The organism is Bradyrhizobium sp. BLXBL-03, from assembly GCF_051853015.1.
GTDB classification, from domain to species: domain Bacteria; phylum Pseudomonadota; class Alphaproteobacteria; order Rhizobiales; family Xanthobacteraceae; genus Bradyrhizobium; species Bradyrhizobium manausense.
In genome coordinates this window covers 2493181-2511891 of record NZ_CP182470.1, presented here as the reverse complement: position 1 = coordinate 2511891, position 18711 = coordinate 2493181, and the positions used below count along the sequence as shown (strand labels likewise).

20 protein-coding genes and 1 other RNA gene are annotated in these 18711 nt (G+C 63.4%); 11 read left to right on the top strand and 10 right to left on the bottom strand.

Annotated elements, in window-relative coordinates; translation table 11 throughout:
- Nucleotides 1-45: 45 nt before the first annotated feature.
- From hflC to ACNJX9_RS11890, 9 genes are all read right to left on the bottom strand, one after another.
- A complete protein-coding gene (gene hflC, locus ACNJX9_RS11930; RefSeq protein WP_057747246.1) occupies nt 46-942 on the bottom strand; it encodes a protease modulator HflC in 897 nt (298 codons plus the stop codon).
- Nucleotides 939-2075: an FtsH protease activity modulator HflK gene (gene hflK, locus ACNJX9_RS11925; RefSeq protein WP_439408930.1), complete on the bottom strand. Its 1137-nt coding sequence runs from the start codon at nt 2073-2075 to the stop codon at nt 939-941. The genes hflC and hflK overlap by 4 nt, the downstream gene beginning before the upstream one ends.
- A gap of 160 nt (nt 2076-2235) precedes the next feature.
- Nucleotides 2236-2748: a dihydrofolate reductase gene (locus ACNJX9_RS11920; RefSeq protein WP_439408929.1), complete on the bottom strand. Its 513-nt coding sequence runs from the start codon at nt 2746-2748 to the stop codon at nt 2236-2238.
- Entirely contained in the window at nt 2748-3233 is a 486-nt protein-coding gene (locus ACNJX9_RS11915; RefSeq protein ID WP_439408928.1) for a GNAT family N-acetyltransferase, read from the bottom strand. The genes ACNJX9_RS11920 and ACNJX9_RS11915 overlap by 1 nt, the downstream gene beginning before the upstream one ends.
- A 5-nt stretch (nt 3234-3238) precedes the next feature.
- Nucleotides 3239-4033 carry a thymidylate synthase gene (locus tag ACNJX9_RS11910; protein WP_057747242.1) on the bottom strand — a complete coding sequence of 265 codons (795 nt, stop codon included), beginning with the start codon at nt 4031-4033 and terminating at the stop codon, nt 3239-3241.
- A 244-nt stretch (nt 4034-4277) separates the two neighbouring features.
- Nucleotides 4278-5792: a tripartite tricarboxylate transporter permease gene (locus tag ACNJX9_RS11905; protein ID WP_057747241.1), complete on the bottom strand. Its 1515-nt coding sequence runs from the start codon at nt 5790-5792 to the stop codon at nt 4278-4280.
- A 7-nt stretch (nt 5793-5799) separates the two neighbouring features.
- Nucleotides 5800-6561 carry a tripartite tricarboxylate transporter TctB family protein gene (locus ACNJX9_RS11900; RefSeq protein WP_439408926.1) on the bottom strand — a complete coding sequence of 254 codons (762 nt, stop codon included), beginning with the start codon at nt 6559-6561 and terminating at the stop codon, nt 5800-5802.
- Between the two features lie 94 nt (nt 6562-6655).
- Entirely contained in the window at nt 6656-7186 is a 531-nt protein-coding gene (locus ACNJX9_RS11895; protein WP_439408925.1) for a chromate transporter, read from the bottom strand.
- Nucleotides 7183-7788 (bottom strand): chromate transporter, encoded by a 606-nt coding sequence (locus ACNJX9_RS11890; protein ID WP_439408923.1) that lies wholly within the window; start codon nt 7786-7788, stop codon nt 7183-7185. Before ACNJX9_RS11890 ends, ACNJX9_RS11895 begins: the two co-directional genes overlap by 4 nt.
- A gap of 95 nt (nt 7789-7883) precedes the next feature.
- Between ACNJX9_RS11890 and ssrA the strand changes: the two genes are divergently transcribed.
- From ssrA to ACNJX9_RS11840, 10 genes are all read left to right on the top strand, one after another.
- Nucleotides 7884-8262, top strand: a transfer-messenger RNA (tmRNA) gene (gene ssrA, locus ACNJX9_RS11885).
- Between the two features lie 115 nt (nt 8263-8377).
- A complete protein-coding gene (locus ACNJX9_RS11880) occupies nt 8378-8893 on the top strand; it encodes an SspB family protein (RefSeq protein ID WP_439408922.1) in 516 nt (171 codons plus the stop codon).
- 88 nt (nt 8894-8981) lie between these two features.
- Nucleotides 8982-10409, top strand: a complete 1428-nt coding sequence (gene fumC, locus ACNJX9_RS11875; RefSeq protein ID WP_439410045.1) for a class II fumarate hydratase — start codon at nt 8982-8984, stop codon at nt 10407-10409.
- 284 nt (nt 10410-10693) lie between these two features.
- Entirely contained in the window at nt 10694-10882 is a 189-nt protein-coding gene (locus tag ACNJX9_RS11870; protein WP_057747236.1) for a DUF4169 family protein, read from the top strand.
- Nucleotides 10879-11124: a ribbon-helix-helix domain-containing protein gene (locus ACNJX9_RS11865; protein ID WP_057747235.1), complete on the top strand. Its 246-nt coding sequence runs from the start codon at nt 10879-10881 to the stop codon at nt 11122-11124. Before ACNJX9_RS11870 ends, ACNJX9_RS11865 begins: the two co-directional genes overlap by 4 nt.
- Nucleotides 11125-11233: 109 nt before the next feature.
- Nucleotides 11234-11509: a FeoA family protein gene (locus ACNJX9_RS11860; RefSeq protein ID WP_057747234.1), complete on the top strand. Its 276-nt coding sequence runs from the start codon at nt 11234-11236 to the stop codon at nt 11507-11509.
- Nucleotides 11510-11534: 25 nt separating this feature from the next.
- Nucleotides 11535-13406, top strand: coding sequence for a ferrous iron transporter B (feoB, locus tag ACNJX9_RS11855; RefSeq protein WP_057747233.1), 1872 nt, complete (start codon nt 11535-11537; stop codon nt 13404-13406).
- A gap of 540 nt (nt 13407-13946) precedes the next feature.
- Complete coding sequence (locus ACNJX9_RS11850) at nt 13947-15458, top strand: ATPase domain-containing protein (protein WP_439408919.1); 1512 nt, start codon at nt 13947-13949, stop codon at nt 15456-15458.
- On the top strand, nt 15455-17161 hold the full coding sequence (locus ACNJX9_RS11845; protein ID WP_439408918.1) for a response regulator: 1707 nt from the start codon (nt 15455-15457) through the stop codon (nt 17159-17161). The genes ACNJX9_RS11850 and ACNJX9_RS11845 overlap by 4 nt, the downstream gene beginning before the upstream one ends.
- 61 nt (nt 17162-17222) lie before the next feature.
- Nucleotides 17223-17720, top strand: coding sequence for a GNAT family N-acetyltransferase (locus ACNJX9_RS11840; protein WP_439408916.1), 498 nt, complete (start codon nt 17223-17225; stop codon nt 17718-17720).
- 19 nt (nt 17721-17739) lie between these two features.
- Here ACNJX9_RS11840 and ACNJX9_RS11835 read toward each other — a convergent pair whose 3' ends face one another.
- Nucleotides 17740-18237, bottom strand: coding sequence for a response regulator (locus ACNJX9_RS11835; RefSeq protein WP_439408915.1), 498 nt, complete (start codon nt 18235-18237; stop codon nt 17740-17742).
- 54 nt (nt 18238-18291) lie between these two features.
- Here ACNJX9_RS11835 and ACNJX9_RS11830 point away from each other — a divergent pair, with 54 nt between their 5' ends.
- Nucleotides 18292-18525 (top strand): hypothetical protein, encoded by a 234-nt coding sequence (locus tag ACNJX9_RS11830; protein ID WP_063958233.1) that lies wholly within the window; start codon nt 18292-18294, stop codon nt 18523-18525.
- Nucleotides 18526-18711: the final 186 nt, after the last annotated feature.

Sequence of the window (18711 nt, the reverse complement as noted above, 5' to 3'; positions counted from 1 at the left end):
TTTTGTCTGGACGAAGGGCGGCCAAACCTGCCGCCCTTGTCTAACTTACGGTTTCGCCGGCGTCTCGGTCGACGTCTTGCCGGAGGGGTTACCAAAATACCGGAAGAAATCCGAGTCCGGCCGCAGTAGATAGCGGGTGTCGTCCTTCTTCAGCCCGTTCTCATAGGCCGTCATCGACCGGTAGAAAGCGAAGAAGTCAGGATCCTTGCCATAGGCTTCGGCGAACAGGCGGTTGCGCTCGGCGTCGCCGACACCGCGGGTCTGTTCGGCCTGCGAATTGGCCTCGGCGACGATCACGGTTGCCTCGCGATCCGCCTTGGATCGGATTTCCTGCGCTTTCTGGCCGCCCTGCGCGCGGAACTCCGCCGCTTCCCGCTGACGTTCGGTCTGCATGCGCTGATAGACCGCCTGGCTGTTCTGCTCCGGCAGATCGGCGCGGCGGATCCGGACGTCGACCACCTCGATGCCGTATCCGTCCGCCTCATGGTCGAGCTGTTCACGGATGCGGCCCATCAGCTTCTCGCGCTCATCACGCACCACGGTGATGAAGGTGACTTCGCCGAGCACGCGACGGAGCGCCGCGTTCAGGAGCGATGTGAGCTGGAGATTCGCCGCCTGGATCGAGCCGACGCTCTGATAGAAGCGTAGCGCGTCCTTGATGCGATAGCGCGCGAAGGCGTCGACCACGAGCCGCTTCTGGTCGGACGCGATGACTTCCTGCGAGGGATTCTCGAGGTCGAGGATCCGCTTGTCGATGTTGATCACGGAGTTCCAGGGCGCCTTGAAGTGCAGCCCGGGGTCGGTGACGACGTCCACCGGCTTGCCGAATTGCAGCACGATGGTCTGCTCGGTCTGCTGCACCGTAAACAGCGACATATAGCCGACGATCACGACCAGAAGCGCCGCAAGCAGCGCGACGATGCCTGTAACCGGAGACCTCATCGGGTGCCTCCGCTCGGTTGCTGGCCCAGCGTCGTAGGCTTCTTGGCAGACAATTCATTGAGGGGCAGATAAGGCACCACGCCCTGGCCCGATGAGCCACCATCATAAATCAGCTTGTCCGAGCCGCCGAGCACGCGCTCCATCGTCTCCAGATAGATCCGTTCACGCGTCACGTCGGGCGCCTTCTTGTATTCCTCGTACACTTTCAGGAAGCGTGCGCTCTGGCCCTTGGCCTCGGCAACCGCCTGCTCCTTGTATCCTTCGGCAGCTTGCAGGATCCGCGCCGCGTTTCCGCGCGCTTCCGGCACGATCTTGTTGGCATAAGTCTGCGCTTCGTTTTGCAGCTGCTCCAGATTGGCGCGCGCTGCCTGCACGTCGCGGAAGGCGTCGATCACCTGTGCCGGCGGATCGACCTTCTGCATCTGCACTTGCGTGATCTGGATGCCGGCGCCGTAGCCGTCGAGCGTCTTCTGCATCAGGTCCTGCACCGTGGTCTCGGTCTGCGTCCGCGCGCCGGTCAGGATCGGCTGGATGTTGGAGCGGCCGATCACCTCGCGCATTGCGCTCTCGGCCACCGCCTTCACGGTGCCTTCGGGGTTCTGGATGTTGAACAGGAAATTGCCGACGCCGTTGGGCTTGATCCGCCACAGCACGGTGAAGTCGACGTCGACGATGTTCTCGTCGCCGGTCAGCATCAGGCTCTCTTCCGGCACGTCACGGATCGAGCGGCCGCGCCGGGCCGGATCGTCGATCAGCGTCATGCCGATCGAAATGGTGGAAACGCGCAGCGCTTTCGGCAGCAGCACTGTCTCGATCGGATAGGGCAGATGATAATTCAGGCCCGGATCGACGGTGCGCACATGCTTGCCGAAACGGAGCACGACACCCTGCTCTTCGGACTGCACCCGGAAGAAGCCCGACAACAGCCAGAGCGCGACGATGATGAGCAGGATCAGCGTGATGCCGACACCGGAGAAATAGCCGCCCGGCATGATCTGCTGCAGCCGGTCCTGGCCACGCCGCAGAAGGTCTTCCAGATCCGGCGGCCTCGGCCCGACCGGTTGCGGGCCTGTGCCCCATGGTCCTTTCGGACCCGAGCCCCACGGGCCACCGCCCTGATTCTTCCACGGCATTCGACGTTCTCCTCGGCAGGCCGGGACTAGAACTAAAGCCGGCCCGCATTGTCCGGTCCGGCTTTATAGGGGACCGAAAGGGCCCTTACAACGCAAGCCTGACCGTCTCACGAGCTATGCTCGGGGGCGGAAAAGTCAATGTAAACATTGGCGAATGCGGTTAATGGGAGGGCCGCCGACGATATGTCACATAGGAGAAGTCGGCGCTGTCGTCCGGGCCGGCGGCATGGCGGACGCGCTCGGTCTCCTCCCACTGCGCCTTGTCGATGTCGAAATGCGTGTCGCCGTCTGGCCGCGCATGCACTTCGGTGATCTCGAGGCGGTCGGCGCGGTCGAGCCATTGCCGATAGATTTCGGCACCGCCGATCACGGCGATTTCAGCGACCGAACGCCGCAAGGCATCGCCAAGGGCGACCGCGCCGGCGTCCTCCGCCGAGGTCGTGACGATGGCGCCGGCGGCGCGATAGGCCGCATCGCGCGTGATGACGATGTTCGTGCGGTTTGGCAGCGGCCGGCGCGGCAAGGATTCGAAGGTCTTGCGGCCCATGATCACGGGCTTGCCGATGGTGAGCGCCTTGAAGCGCGCCACGTCGGATTTCAAACGCCACGGGATCGCATTGCCGGCGCCGATGATTCCGTTTTCCGCGATCGCAACGACGAACACGATCTCCATCAGGACGCGCTCCCCGCAAGGCGCGTCAGCGCAGGGCCGGAGACGCGGCACAACGTCCAGTCGTCGAGCATGACGGCGCCGAGCGATTTGTAGAACGCGATGGACGGCGCGTTCCAGTCGAGCACCGCCCATTGCAGGCGCGACCAGCCGTTGTCGACGCATTCCTTCGCCAGATAGGTGAGCAGCGCCTTGCCGAGACCCTTGCCCCGATGCGACGGCCGCACATACAGATCTTCCAGATAGATGCCGTGGCGGCCGCTGAAGGTGGAGAAATTCAGGAACCAGACGGCAAAGCCGACCGGCTCGCCGTTCCACTCCGCAATCGCAGAGAACAGCCTGGAATCGCGACCGAATAGTGCATCCGCAATGTCAGTCTCCGTCGCCTCGACTTCATGCGAGAGCTTTTCGTACTCGGCAAGCTCGCGGACAAACGCAAGAACGAGGCCGGTCTCGTCCGAGCGCACGCGGCGGATGTTGAGCGACATCAGTGCTAGACCGCGACTTCCGCCTTGATATGCGGATGCGGATCATAGCCGACGAGCTCGAAATCCTCGTAGCGGAAGGAGAAGATGTCCTTCACGTCAGGATTGATCCTCATCACCGGCAGCGCACGCGGCGTGCGCGTGAGCTGGAGCCGCGCCTGCTCCAGATGGTTCGAATAGAGATGCGTGTCGCCGAACGAGTGCACGAAATCGCCGGGCTTCAGCCCCGTGACCTGCGCCACCATCATGGTGAGCAGCGCATAGGAGGCGATGTTGAAGGGCACGCCGAGAAACACGTCGGCCGAACGCTGATAGAGCTGGCACGACAGTTTTCCATTGGCGACGTAGAACTGGAACAGGCAGTGGCACGGCGGCAGCGCCATCTTGTCGACCTCGGCCGGATTCCAGGCCGAGACGATCAGGCGGCGCGAGTCCGGGTTGCGCTTGATCATGTCGACGACGTTGGCGATCTGGTCGATGCTGCGTCCATCAGGCGCGGGCCAGGAGCGCCATTGATGCCCGTAGACCGGGCCGAGATCGCCATTGGCGTCCGCCCATTCGTCCCAGATGGTGACGCCGTTCTCCCTGAGATATCTGATGTTGGTGTCGCCCTTCAGGAACCACAGCAGCTCATGCACGATCGCCTTCAGCGGCAGCCGCTTGGTCGTCAGCATCGGGAAGCCGGCGGACAGGTTGAAGCGCATCTGATGGCCGAACACCGAGAGCGTGCCGGTACCGGTCCGATCCGTCTTCTCGGCGCCGTCTGAAAGAATCCGCTCGAGCAGGTCCTGATACTGGTGCATGTGCGATTTAGCCTTTGGGGATCGGCGAACTTATCGGCCGCTCCGGCGCTGCGACAGCGGCGATTCGCCGTCCACTGGGATTATACCCGGAAAATGAGTGTTCCCGGTCGAAACGACAAGGGCGGAACTCACGTTCCGCCCCCTCCCCTATCGGCTTGATCCTTCTGACAAAACGGCCGGATCGAGAAGCCGCGCCCCGTTTTCGCGCGCCCCTGCCCGGCATGCCGACGCGAGTACACCTCGATCAATTCTCGGATTCGGTGAACACCTCGTCGCGCTTGGCGCGCAGCATGGGCAGCAGCGTCAGCACCAGCAGGAAGGCGGCGATCGCGAGCAGCACGGCCGAGAGCGGACGCGTCAGGAACACGCTCCAGTCACCACGCGAGATCAGCAATGCGCGGCGAAGGTTCTCTTCCATCAGCGGTCCGAGCACCATGCCGAGCAGCAGCGGCGCCGGCTCGAAATCATGCTTGATCAACCAGTAGCCCACCAGGCCAAACACACCTGCGAGGATGACATCGACCGGTGCGTTATTCACCGAGTAGATGCCGATCGCGCAGAAGATCACGATGGAGGGGAACATCAGCCGGTAGGGCACGCGCAACAGGCGCACCCAGATGCCGACCAGCGGCAGGTTGATGATGATCAGCATCAGATTGCCGATCCACATCGAGGCGATCATGCCCCAGACGAGGTCCGGCTGTTTCTGCATCACCTGCGGGCCCGGCACGATGCCGTGGATGGTCATCGCGCCCACCATCAGCGCCATCACCGCGTTCGGCGGGATGCCGAGCGTGAGCAGCGGGATGAAGGAAGTCTGGGCCGCCGCGTTGTTGGCGCTTTCCGGCGCCGCCACGCCCTCGATCGCGCCGCGGCCGAACCGCGACGGGTTCCTGGCGAGCTTTTTCTCGAGCGTATAGGCGGCAAACGACGCAATCACCGCACCGCCGCCCGGCAAAATGCCAAGGATCGAGCCGAGCACGGTGCCGCGCAGGATCGCGGGCGTCGAGTCGATCAGGTCCTTTCTGGTCGGCATCAGGCCGGTGATCTTCTGCTGCACCAGATCGCGATTCATCTCGGCGCCATGGTCGAGATTGCGGATGATCTCGGCAAAGCCGAACACGCCCATCGCCACCGTCGCAAAGCCGAGACCATCGGCAAGCTCCGGAATGTTGAAGGCCATGCGCGAGGCCCCGGTCTCGATGTCGGAGCCGACCATCGACAGCAAGAGCCCGAACACGATCATCGCGATCGCCTTCAGCACCGAGCCCTTGGCGAGCACGACGGCGAAAATCAGGCCAAGCACCATCAGCGAGAAATACTCCGCCGGCCCGAACGCCAGCGCGAGCTTTGTGAGCGGCGCGCCAAGCACGGCGATGAGCACGGTCGCAACGCAGCCGGCGAAGAACGAGCCGATCGCGGCGATCGCCAGCGCCGGACCGGCGCGGCCCTGCTTGGCCATGGCGTGGCCGTCGATGGCGGTGACGACCGATGTCGCTTCGCCTGGAATGTTGACCAGGATCGAGGTGGTCGAGCCGCCATACTGGGCGCCGTAATAGATGCCGGCGAGCATGATCAGCGCGCCGACCGGCGGCAATCCGAACGTGATCGGCAGAAGCATCGCCACGGTCGCGATGGTGCCGATGCCCGGCAGCACGCCGACCAGCGTGCCGACGAGCGCGCCGATCAGGCACATCAGAAGGTTGATCGGAGAGAAGGCGACGACGAAACCGTGAGCGAGGTTGGCAAAAAGCTCCATGACAGCCTCACTGAACCAGGAAACGCGGGAACATCGGCATCGGCAGGCCGAGCACGTAAGGGAACAGCAGCGCGCAGCCGATCGTCAGGCAGGCACCGACGATGGCGGCCTCGACCCATCGTGTCTCGTGCGATCCGAGTGCGGCGATCATGAAACTCGCGAATGCGGAGACCACGACGCCGAGCGGCCGGATCGCCAGGGCAAAGAACAGGATCGCGCACATCACGAACAGCGGCCCGCGCCAGGAATAATGTGCCAGCGCCGGTCCCTCGTTCAAAAGACCCGTCAGGGCGATCGCGGCAGACAGAGCCACCAGCAATCCGCCGAACATCCGCGGCGCGGTGCCCGCACCGAAGGAGAAGCCGCGCATGCCCTGCAAATCGCTCGAGGCCCACAGCGCGAACAGCGCGAGCGACATCAGGATGACACCGCCGATATAGTCCTGCGCCGACTTGATGGTCATGAACAGCGTCACGAATGCCACTGCGAACAACGGATAGGAATAGATCAGCGCCAGCAAGACATCCGATGACGCCTTCTGGGTCTCACCGCCGATCGCGCCAAGCAGCGCAGCGGGCGCGCCGGCGACGAGCGCCGTCGTGTGGCTGATCAGGACCGTGGCCGGACCGCGTCCAGCGCCCCAGCCGAAGATCGTCCCGATCGACCAGATCAATTCGAAAATCTGGGGTGCGAGCGCCAGCAGGCAGAAGCCGAGCGCCACCGAGGTGTTTCTGGTGGCTGTCGCCGAGTGGCCCATTGTGTCGGCCATGCATGTCTCCTCCGCGACCCGTAAGTCACGAGCACTGTTGTTCTAATCGGCTGGAAATGGATCCCCGCCCCGGATCATTGCCTAGCGATTTTCATCACACAATACCAGCAAAACCCAACAGTCCGCCCGCGAGCAGAAGCCACAGCGGATTGACGCGCGAGACGGAGGCGATCACCGCAATTGTCGCGGTCAGAAGCAGCGCAGCAATGCTGCGATCGATCGCCTGTGCGAGGATCAAGGCACTTGCCGCCATCAATCCGATCGACAGCGGAACCAGGGCAACCTGGATCAGCGCCGGCCAGTGCGATTGGCTCGGCCGGTTCAGCAGCCGGGCGACACCGTAGGCAAGCAGGGCGGTCGGCAGACACATCGCCAGCGTCGCGGCCAGCGCGCCTGGAATGCCGGCAACGGCATAGCCGATCAGCGTGACGATCAGTACGTTTGGACCCGGCGAAAGCTGCGCGATGGCATAGGCGTCCGCGAACTGCTTCTCGGTCATCCAGTGATGCACATCGACAGCGATGCGGTGCATCTCGGGCACTGCGGCGGCAGCGCCGCCGACCGCGAATAAAGACATCAGTCCAAAGGTGGAGATCAGCGCCCAGATCGGGTTCTGGCTGCTCATGCTGCTGCCTTCCGTCGCATCACATAGGTAGCCGCGATGCTGAACGGAATCGCGATGAGCAACACCGCCTGCAAGGGCCAGCGAAACACGCCAATGGCTGTGAACACGCCAAGCATCATGATGAGCACGACGACGTCCATCCGCTTGAGCAGCGGCGCCATCATCCTGAAGACCACGGCGATCAGCAGGCCGACCGCGGCGCAGGAGATGCCCGCGAGACTACGACGCAGCACCTCCGCATCGCCGAACCGGGTGTAGATGATCGCAAGCACCGTCATGATCAGCGTCGGCGGCAATAGCAGGCCGGTGAAGGCCGCGACACCGCCGGCGATGCCGCGCAGCCGCGATCCGAACACCATCGACAGATTGACGATGTTGGGCCCGGGCAGGAAATGGCAGAGCGCGAAGGTCTCGTTGAACTCGTCCGCGGTCATCCAGCGGTGCTGGTCGACGATGGCGTGCCGGGCGAATACCAGGACGCCGCCGAACCCGGCCAGCGACATCCGGCCAAAGGCCAGGAACAGTGCTACCAGGCCGGGCGGAGGGACGTGAAAGGCGGGATGATCCGACTCTTGGGCGGCCGGCGCTGAATCCGTGGACATGTCAGGAGCTTAGAACGCGAGCCGGAGGGCGGCCAAGGTCAGGCTCCGGCCCACCTCGGACCTATCCAAAGGGAACCAGCCCTTTTCGCTCGAAAGCCCTGTTTTTTGAAACCTTTGCCCCCTATATTGGGAGTGCCGGTTCGCCGGCTATGGAAATAAACGGTCGTCGCAATAAACCATTCGGACCCGGGGGCGGTACCCGGCGCCTCCACCAAAGCCCACTTGAAGGCCCATTTACGGGCATACCCGAAAGCGGGCTTTGGCGGGGGCGAAATAGGATCGACGAGGGCGTAAAGGGCGTACTTTTTCCCGGTATTGTTCCGCCGTTATCGGGCTACTGCAATAGTTGCCAACGACAACTTTGCTCCGGTTGCTCAGGCTGCGTAACGCAGTTTGAAAGACCAACTTAAAGTCCTAACGGGTTAAGCTCCGTTAGGCGGGGTTCGGAGGCACCTGGCAACAGAAGCCTCCACTTAGCTCTGATTTCCTTTCCGGCGGGGACTCCTGCTGACCCGTCAGGCGCGGTACTATTGCGGCTTGGCGAGTCGGGGCCGACGGGGCCCGTCTGCTGGAATGCAACAGGACCATTATGGCGACCGATCACATCCGATACGACGTGCTGGCGAGCGAGGCGATGCGCGGCGTGGTCAAGAAAGTGCTGACTGACGCTGCGGCCCACGGCCTGCCGGGTGAGCATCATTTCTTCATCACCTTCGTATCGAAGGCCGAGGGCGTGAAGCTGTCGAGCCGGTTGCTGGCGCAATATCCGGAAGAGATGACGATCATCCTGCAGCACCAGTTCTGGGACCTGACCGTGCTCGAGGACCGTTTCGAGGTCGGCCTGTCCTTCGGCGGCATTCCGGAGCGGCTGGTGGTGCCGTTCAGCGCCATCAAGAGCTTCCTCGACCCGTCCGTGAAGTTCGGCCTTCAGTTCGAAACCTCCGACGCCGAAGTGGCGGGCGAGAATTTGCCGGCCGCCCCTGCCCCGTCGGCTGTGCCGATGCCCGCGGCTGCCATTGAGCCGACAGAGACCGCGGAAGAGCCGAGCCCGCCGAACCCAGGCGGCGCCGAAGTCGTGCGGCTCGATCGTTTCCGCAAGAAATGATCCAGGCTGGCCGCGAGACCGTCGCGTCCGGCCAAACTCCCTATTAGAAGAGCACATGAAGAGGCCGTGCGGCACCTCGCGCGGCGGAATGGATGTGCCCATGGCCAAAGCTGCGAAGACCGCTCGCCCCGCGACCCGCATCGAGACCGACAGTTTCGGTCCCATCGAGGTGCCCGCCGATCGTTATTGGGGGGCGCAGACCGAACGCTCGCGGCAGAATTTCCGCATCGGCATCGATCGCATGCCGATTTCGCTGGTCCATGCGCTCGGCATCGTCAAGCTTGCGGCGGCACAGTCCAACCTCGAACTCGGCCTGCTCGACAAGCGCAGAGCCGGCGCCATCATCCGTGCCGCACACGAGGTGATCGAGGGCAAGCTCGACGATCATTTCCCGCTGGTGGTGTGGCAGACCGGCTCGGGCACCCAGAGCAACATGAACCTCAACGAGGTCATCGCCAACCGCGCCAACGAAATTCTGGGCAGCGAGCTTGGTGCCAAGAAGCCGGTGCATCCCAACGACCACGTCAATATGAGCCAGTCGTCGAACGACTCCTTCCCGACTGCGATGCATATTGCCGCGGCAAGCCGCATCAATGCCGATCTGCTCCCTGCCCTCGGCGAACTGCACCACGCGCTGCGCAAGAAGGAGAAGGAGTTCGCCAGGATCGTGAAGATCGGCCGCACCCACACCCAGGATGCGACGCCGCTCACGCTCGGCCAGGAATTTTCCGGCTATGCCGCCCAGGTCGACAGCGGCATCGCGCGGCTGAAGGTCGCAGTCAGGGATCTCTATCCGCTGGCGCAGGGCGGCACGGCCGTCGGGACCGGCCTCAACTCGAAGCCGCGCTTTGCAAAGCTGTTTGCAAAGCACGTTGCCGGGATCACGAAGCTCCCCTTCACCAGCGCCGCCAACAAGTTCGAGGCGCTGGCATCCAACGACGCCTATGTGCTGGCGCACGGCGCCATCAATTCGGTCGCCACAGGCCTGTTCAAGATCGCCAACGACATCCGCCTGCTCGGCTCTGGCCCGCGCTCGGGCCTGGGCGAACTGATCCTGCCGGAGAACGAGCCGGGCTCATCGATCATGCCGGGCAAGGTCAATCCGACGCAATGCGAGGCGATGACCATGGTGTGCTGCCAGGTGTTCGGCAATCACACAACGATCACACTCGCCGGCAGCCAGGGACATTTCGAGCTCAACGTCTACAAGCCCGTACTCGCCTACAACATGCTGCACTCGATCCGCCTGATGGCCGACGCGGCGCGCTCCTTCACCGAGCATTGTGTCAGCGGCATCCGCGCCGACGAAAAGCACATCAAGGAGTTGATGGAGCGCTCGTTGATGCTGGTGACCGCGCTCGCGCCGAAGATCGGCTACGACAACGCCGCCAAGGTCGCCAAGACTGCACATGCCAACGGCACCACGCTGAAGGAAGAGGCGCTGCGGCTCGGCTTCGTCTCGGCCGACGAATTCGACCGCCTGGTGCAGCCGGACAAGATGACGCGGCCAGGATGAATTCCGAATTCCGATAGCCATCCGTAGTGATACGGAGCCCCAAAAGCTCATAATTATAAGGTTTAAAGGACGGGATTTGATTACCGTCAATGTGGCGGCCGGGATGCGTGTTACGGAAGGCCCCCTCCGCTCCTTGACGGGGCGAAATTCATCGTTTGATGGCCTCGAGGCCGATTGACGAGGACGAGCGAATGACGACGATCAAGTCTTGTTGGGCGCGACGCTGCGCCCTGTTTCTGAATGTAACATCCTGCCCGAAAAGGATCGGGTGATGGAGACGCGGCATGGGGAACGTCATCAACCTGAATCGTTTCAGGAAGCGCGCCGAGCGGGAAGCCTCGGCGAAGCAGGCGGACGCCAACCGAACGAAGTTCGGCCGCACGAAGGCCGAGCGATCGGCGCAGGAGAAGCAGGCGGACCAGGCGAAGGCGCATCTGGACCAGCACCGGATCGATCGCGAGGAGCAGCCATGAAGTCGCCCGTGGTGAAGCGTTCGATCGTGGTCGCCGGCCACAAGACCAGCGTCAGCCTGGAAGAGGCGTTCTGGAACGGCATGAAGGAGATCTCGGGCCTGCGCAACATGACGCTGTCCGAGCTCGTCGGAGAAATCGACGGCGCCCGCCAGCAGGGCAACCTGTCCTCGGCGATCCGCCTGTTCGTGCTCGACTACTTCAAGAGCCGCGCCATGCAGCCGGACAAGGTCCCGGCGCAATAGCCACCGCCTGGCCACGCTTTTCGTGATCTGCACTTTAAAATCCCTCTAAGGTGCAGTTTCCACGGGCGCGCGCGCTTGACCTGCATGCCCTGCGTTGAAAATACAGGGCATGACCGACACTCATGATATGCGCCGCGAGATGCCGCTGGGCCTGGCCCAGCGCGGCTACACCGGCGTCATTCGACACCTCGCCGCCAAGGAGGCGGGTTCGGCTCTCTCGGATATCGAGCTCGAGAGCCGGCTGATCGAGCTGGGCTTCGTCGAGGGCGCCCGGGTCGAGGTCCTGCATGAGGGGCTGGTCGGGCGCGACCCGATCGCCGTACGTGTCGACAACATCACCATCGCGGTGCGCCGCCGTGAGGCCATGGCCATCATCGTCGCTTAAGTCACGCGACCGGAAATCCGATTCCATGGAATTACCCCTTCTGCATCTCGCCCTGGTGGGCACGCCAAACAGCGGCAAGACCTCGCTGTTCAATGCGCTGACCGGCAGCCGGCAGAAGGTCGCGAACTATCCGGGCGTCACCGTCGAGCGCAAGGAAGGTTTTTTCGTCACGCCGCTGGGGCGCCAGGTCTCGATCGTGGACCTGCCCGGCACCTATTCCTTGCGCGGCCGCAGCCCGGACGAGGAGATCACCCGCGACTTCGTGCTGGGCAAGGCTTCCGGCGAGATCGTGCCCGACCTCGTGCTGTGCGTTGCGGACTCCACCAACCTGCGCCTGACCATCCGCCTGCTGCTCGAGCTGAAGCGCACCGGCCGGCCGCTGGTGCTGGTGCTCAACATGTTCGACATTGCGAGCCGCCGCGGCATCTCGGTCGACGTCGTCAGGCTCGCCAAGGAGCTCGGCGTGCCCGTGGTCACCTCGATCGCGGTGCGCAAGGGCGGCACCGCCGACCTCTTGAAGCTGACCGACGAGATCTCCGCCAGGCTAGCCTCCGAACCGCGGGAAAACAGCTGGCGCGCACTCAGCGTCCCCGAGCTGCGCGCGACCCAGCGCGAGGCCGACCGCATCATCTCGGACTGCGTCAGCCTGCCTGCGAGACCCGACACCTTGACCGCACGGATCGATGCGATCGTGCTGCATCCGGTCGGCGGCCTGATCGTGCTGGCGCTGATCCTGTTCGTGATGTTCCAGGCCGTGTTCGCCTGGGCGCAGCCGGCGATGGACCTGCTCAAGTCCGGCTTCGACGCGCTCGGGGCGTTCGTGCAGGCCACCCTGCCCGACGGCCTGCTGCAGAGCTTCCTGCAGAACGGCGTGATCGCGGGCGTCGGCAGCGTGATCGTGTTCCTGCCGCAGATCATCCTCATCTTCCTGTTCATCCTGCTGCTGGAAGATTTCGGCTACATGGCGCGCGCCGCGTTCCTGATGGACCGCATCATGGGCGGCGCCGGCCTGCACGGCCGCGCCTTCATTCCGCTCCTGTCGAGCTTTGCCTGCGCCATTCCCGGCATCATGGCGACGCGCGTCATCGACAACAAGCGCGACCGGCTGACCACGATCCTGATCGCGCCGCTGATGACCTGCTCGGCGCGCATCCCGGTCTACACGCTGATCATCTCGGCGTTCATTCCGGCGAGGGACGTCTGGGGCTTCATCAACCTGCAGGGCCTCGTGATGTTCGGCCTCTACGCCGCCGGCATCACCAGCGCGCTTGTCGTCTCGTTCCTGATCAAATTCTTCATGCTGCGCGACTACGCGCCGGCGCCGTTCATGCTGGAGCTGCCGGACTACAAGGTGCCCAGGCTGAAATCGATCGCCATCGGCATCTTCACCCGCGCAAAAATGTTCCTGCAGCGCGCCGGCACCACGATCTTCTCGATGATGGTGCTGATCTGGTTCCTGGCCTCGTTCCCGCAGCCGCCGGCAGGCGCGACCGAGCCCGCGATCAACTTCAGCCTCGCTGCCATCATCGGCAAGGCGATCGAACCGCTGCTCGCGCCGGTCGGCTTCAACTGGCAGATCGCGGTCGCACTGATCCCGGGCATGGCGGCGCGCGAGGTCGCGGTCGCTGCGCTCGGCACCGTCTATGCGATCGAAGGCGGCAAGGAGGCGGCCGAGCAGATCGGCCAGGTGCTGGCGAGCAAATGGTCGCTCGCCACCGCGCTGTCGATGCTCGCCTGGTACATCTTCGCCCCGCAATGCGCCTCCACGCTCGCCGTCATCAGGCGCGAGACCGGAAGCTGGACCTGGATGGCAGCGACCTTCGGCTACATGCTGGTGCTGGCCTATGCAGCGAGCCTTCTGACCTACAATGTCGCGGTCGCGCTGGGCGCCGGCTAGCGCCCCGCAAACCAAAACTCGAAAACAACCCCATGCACAGTAGACGGGGTTGTGAAATCGATGGCCGTAGCCCGGATGGAGCGGAGCGAAATCCGGGTTTCCTCCCGCGACGCCCCGCCGGCCCCGGATTGCGCTCCGCTCCATCCGGGCTACGAACTATGCACTTCTGAAAATCCGTTGACGCGTCGGGCAAAACATTGGCATGATACCATCATCCCCGACAAGCATCTGCTTCCATGAATAGCTACAGCACGACGTGGCTGCTCGTCGAGCGCCTGCACGACGACCACCTCGACTCTCGTCGCGCTCGAATCCCGATCCCGATGTCTCCCGCCATCTCCAAGGCTCCCAAAGCGACTTGTGTGCAATTGTGAACCGACCCTGCCTGGGTTGTTCGCGTCCTATGGTGCCGGGATCGGATGTGGAGCCGCCGGGAACTCGATCGCTGCTAGCGAGTTCCTATTGCGGACCTTTTTTCCTGACTGGCCTCGTGGAGGCTCGGGGCAATAGCGGCCTTTCCAGAGCGTATAGAGGTTTCAATTGACCGGTTCGTCCAATGCTCCAGGCAGCAATCCCTCGGATTTGCCGCGAATTTCGACCGGCAGCGATGGCCTCGATGACATCCTCTGCGGCGGGTTCGACGCCAACCGGATGTATCTTTATGAGGGACGGCCCGGGACCGGCAAGACGACGATCGCGCTTCAGTTCCTTCTGCGCGGCGTGCGGGATGGCGAGCGCGTGCTCTACATTTCACTTTCCGAAACCAAGCGTGAACTGACTGTCGTCGCGCAGCGACACGGCTGGTCGCTGCAGGGCGTCGACATCTTCGAGCTGGTCCCGCCGGAAACGACGCTCGATCCGGACCGCGAGCTCACCGTGTTTCATCCGGCCGAGGTGGAGCTGAGCGAGACCACCGGCCTGATCTTCAAGGAGGTCGAGCGGATCAACCCGGCCCGCGTCGTGCTCGACAGCCTGTCCGAACTTCGCCTCCTGGCCCAGAACCCGCTGCGCTACAGGCGTCAGGTGCTGGCTTTGAAGCACTTCTTCACCAACCGCAACTGCACCGTCGTCCTGCTCGACGACCTGTCGTCGGCGCAAGACGATTTGCAACTGCATTCGATCGCGCACGGGGTCGTGATGCTCGAGCAGCTCGCAATCGATTACGGCTCGGAGCGGCGCCGGCTTCGCGTCGTCAAGATGCGCGGCATCCGCTTTCGCGGCGGCTATCACGACTTCATCATCGAACGAGGCGGGCTGACCATCTTTCCCCGGCTCGTGGCGGCCGAACATCACAGATCATTCACCGGTGATTTCACGCCGAGCGGCAACGCGGAGCTCGACCAGCTTCTGGGCGGCGGTCTGGAGCGCGGCACCAATGCCCTTCTCATTGGCGCGGCCGGCGTGGGTAAATCGTCGGTGGCTCTCACCTATGCGATCGCGGCGGCGGAGCGCGGCGAGCACGCCGTGTTCTTTGCGTTCGACGAGGGCCGCGGCACCGTCGAAGCGCGCGCCAGGACGCTGGGGCTGGATCTCGACAAGCACATCGATTCGGGCCGCATCCGCTTCCAGCAAGTCGATCCGGCCGAGCTATCGCCCGGCGAGTTCGCCGCCAATGTGAGGGACAGCGTCGAGCGCGACAACGCCCGAATCGTCGTCATCGACAGCCTGAACGGCTATCTGAACGCGATGCCGGACGAACGCTTTCTCATCCTGCAAATGCACGAGCTGCTCAGCTATCTCGCCCAGCAAGGCGTGTTGACCATCCTGATCCTTGCCCAGCATGGCTTGGTGGGCCCGACCGACACCAGCCTCGACGTCAGCTATTTGAGCGATGCGGTGCTGATGCTGCGCTATTTCGAAGTCGGCGGAACGGTACGGCGCGCTCTGTCGGTCGTCAAAAAGCGCAGCGGCAATCACGAGCATACCATCCGCGAGTTTCGGCTTACCACCAGCGGCATCAAGCTTGGCCCGCCCCTCAAGGACTTCAGCGGCATCTTTTCCGGCACGCCGCGTTATACCGGCCCGGCGCTGTCCGAAGAGACCGCTGAATGAGCGCCGCGCCGGATCAACGGATTCTCGTCTTTGCTCCGATCGGGCGGGACGGGCCTGCATCGGTCGAGCTGTTCCGCAGCGCGAACCTGGAGGCGGTCAACTGCAGGAACTTGGCCGAACTCGTCAGCGAGATGGCGCTCGGGGTCGGCACCGTCTTCGTGGCCGAGGAAGCCCTGTTCGGCAAGGACACGGTGCCGCTGGCACAATGGATCGAGAGCCAGCCGCCCTGGTCGGATCTGCCCTTCGTCGTCCTGACCAGTCACCGTGAACAGCCGGCGGTCATGGCGTGGCGCCGCAGCCTTGTCTCGCTGCTTCGCAACGTGTCGCTGCTCGAAAGGCCGCTGCAGCCGATGACGTTGACGAGCGCCGTTCAGTCGGCGTTGCGCGCCCGGGGGCGCCAATATGAGATCCGGGCCCTGCTCGCCGCGCGCGAGCAGATCGCTCAGCAGCTCGAGAAACTCGTGGTCGAGAGGACGCGCGCGCTGGCGGAGGCCAATGAGCAGTTACGCCTTGAAATGAACGAGCGCGCCCGGGTCGAGGAGACGCTTCGACAGGCCCAGAAGATCGAGGCCATCGGCCAGTTGACCGGCGGGGTGGCGCATGACTTCAACAATCTGCTGATGGTCATTTCCGGGGGCCTCGACATGCTCGATCGCCAGACTGATCCGGACCGCAGGCGCCGCCTGATGGACGGAATGGTTCAGGCGGCGCAGCGCGGCGCCAGCCTGACCCGGCAGCTTCTTGCCTTCTCTCGCCGGCAGACACTCCGGCCAGAGCCGGTCAATATTGCTGCGCAGATGGGCGGCATGCGCGAATTGCTCGATCGGAGCCTGCGAGGCGACGTCCACGTCGAGTTCGATTTTCCGGACACGCTCTGGCCTGTTGAGGTCGATCCCGGCGAGCTCGAGCTCGTGATCCTCAACCTCGCCGTCAACGCCCGTGACGCCATGCCCAATGGCGGCACGATCGTCGTGCGCGGGGAAAATCTTCCCGATCTGAAGGACGAGCAGATTGTGGGAGACTTTGTGCGCTTGTCCGTCATCGACACCGGTGTCGGCATGGGGCCGGAAATCCTGTCGCGCGTGTTCGAGCCGTTCTTCACGACCAAGGAGGTCGGAAAGGGCTCGGGGCTCGGCCTCGCCCAGGTCCACGGATTTGCGACACAGTCGCGGGGGACGGTCCGCATTCGCTCGGAGGTCGGCAAAGGCACCAGCATCGAACTCTACCTGCCGCGATCGCACGACGTTCCCTCCCGAGAGCTGCACCTGGTGGATCTGAACATGGTGCGGCCGACAAGAAGCAGCCACGGCCGCATTCTGCTGGTCGAAGACGACGACGAGGTCGCCGCACTGGTGAGCGAGATGCTCGCACAGCTCGGCTACGAGGTCACCCACGCAGCGAGCGGCGCCGCCGCGCTCGGCGCTCTCGCCGACGGCCGAACGGTCGACCTCGTCTTTTCCGACATCATGATGCCCGGCGGCATGAATGGCGTGGAGCTCGCCCGCGAAATCAGACGACGGCGAAGCGACATACCCGTGCTCCTGACCAGCGGGTATTCCGAGGCCGCAGTTCACGACGCTGAATTGGCGGGGATCCAGATCCTGCCGAAACCCTATCACATCGAGGAACTGGCCGCAGCGCTGAGCGCGGTGACGTCAGAGCTCGGGCGCGCAATCGACACCAAGCGCTCCAACCGATGCTGATGCGTGGTCTTGCGCCCCGAAAGCGATCGACAACGGGCTTCAAGAGCAGCTATCTGTCAGCATGGACCGCTTCAGCACCGAGAGATTGATCGCCGAGAGGCTGAACGAAGATCACCTGGCCGACCTCGTCGCGCTCCATCTCGATCCCGATGTCTCCCGCTATCTCGGCGGCGTGCGTTCCGCCGACGTCACGAAGGTCTATGTTGCGACCAACATGACACATTGGGACCGGCACGGATTTGGCCTGTGGGCGCTACGCACGAAGGACGGTGCATTCGCCGGGCGGGCCGGAATCCGGCACATTCCCGTGGACGGCGTCGACGAGATCGAGATCGCCTACACGTTCAAGCGCAACCACTGGGGCCAGGGCCTCGCCAGCGAGATCGCGACCGCGCTGACTGACATCGGCCTGTCGCAGCTTCAGCTGCCATCCCTGATCGGTCTCGTCTCTGTCGAACACGTCGCCTCACGGCGCGTGCTGGAGAAGGCAGGCTATGCACTGGAGAAACACACGGCGCATCACGGCGAGGACGTCGTGATCTATCGTATCAGGCGATGACGCATGACATGCCGGCGGCTCACAGCCTCGTGAGCGCCGCAACCAAATGTTCGGGATGAAACGGCTTTTCCAGCAACAGGCTGTTGGGCACGCCTTGTGACTTCCACAATCCAGCACCCGCGCCGCCGGTGATGTACACGACCGGAAGGGCCGGATCCTTTTCCCGCATTCTCCGCGCGAGATCCCAACCATTGAGCTTGCCGCCCAAATAGACGTCGGTCACCAGCGCCTTGTGACGCTTGCCGCGCGCGAGGAACACCGTCATCGCCTCTTCGCCGGACGAAAGGATGTCCGAGGCAAAGCCTGCATCCGCCAGCACGCTCTCGAGCACACCCTGCAGCGGATATTCGTCCTCCACGATCAGGATCGAAGGTGGTTCCGACATGTTGGACCTTTGGCTCACGCGATACAAATGTTCCAGCTCATCCGCAGCGCAACATAGGTTTTTGGCTTTCTGACGATGGCGTGTGTGAAACCTGAACACCCATTCAAGAAAGTTTCTTGTCAGTTCCTGCAACAGGCAGCGGCGGCATCCGTTGACGAACCGACGATGCAGAAGGAGGAGGAACAGATGAGGAAGCTGACTTACGCTCTTGCGGCAGTTGCGACACTCGCAATCGGTGCCCCCACCATCGCCAATGCGGCCGGCTTCGGCGTCTATGTCGGCGGCGATCGCGATGACTATTACGGCCCGCGTGCCCGCATCTATGAGCACGATCGCGGCTGGCATCATGGCTGGTACCACCACGACCGCGACTACGATCGCGGCGTCGTGATCCGCCGTCACCACTGGGACGACGACTAGTTCGTGCCAGCATCGTAAAACAAGGAGGCCTCGCTTCGGCGGGGCCTTTTTGTGTCGGATGCAGGGTAGCTAGTCGGATGGGGCTAGAGGCTTGTCCACCGTAGCTCGTAGGTGGATTAGCGAAGCGTAATCCACCACTTTGCTTCCCTTTGGCGAGAGAAGAGGTGGATTACGCCTGCGGCTAAT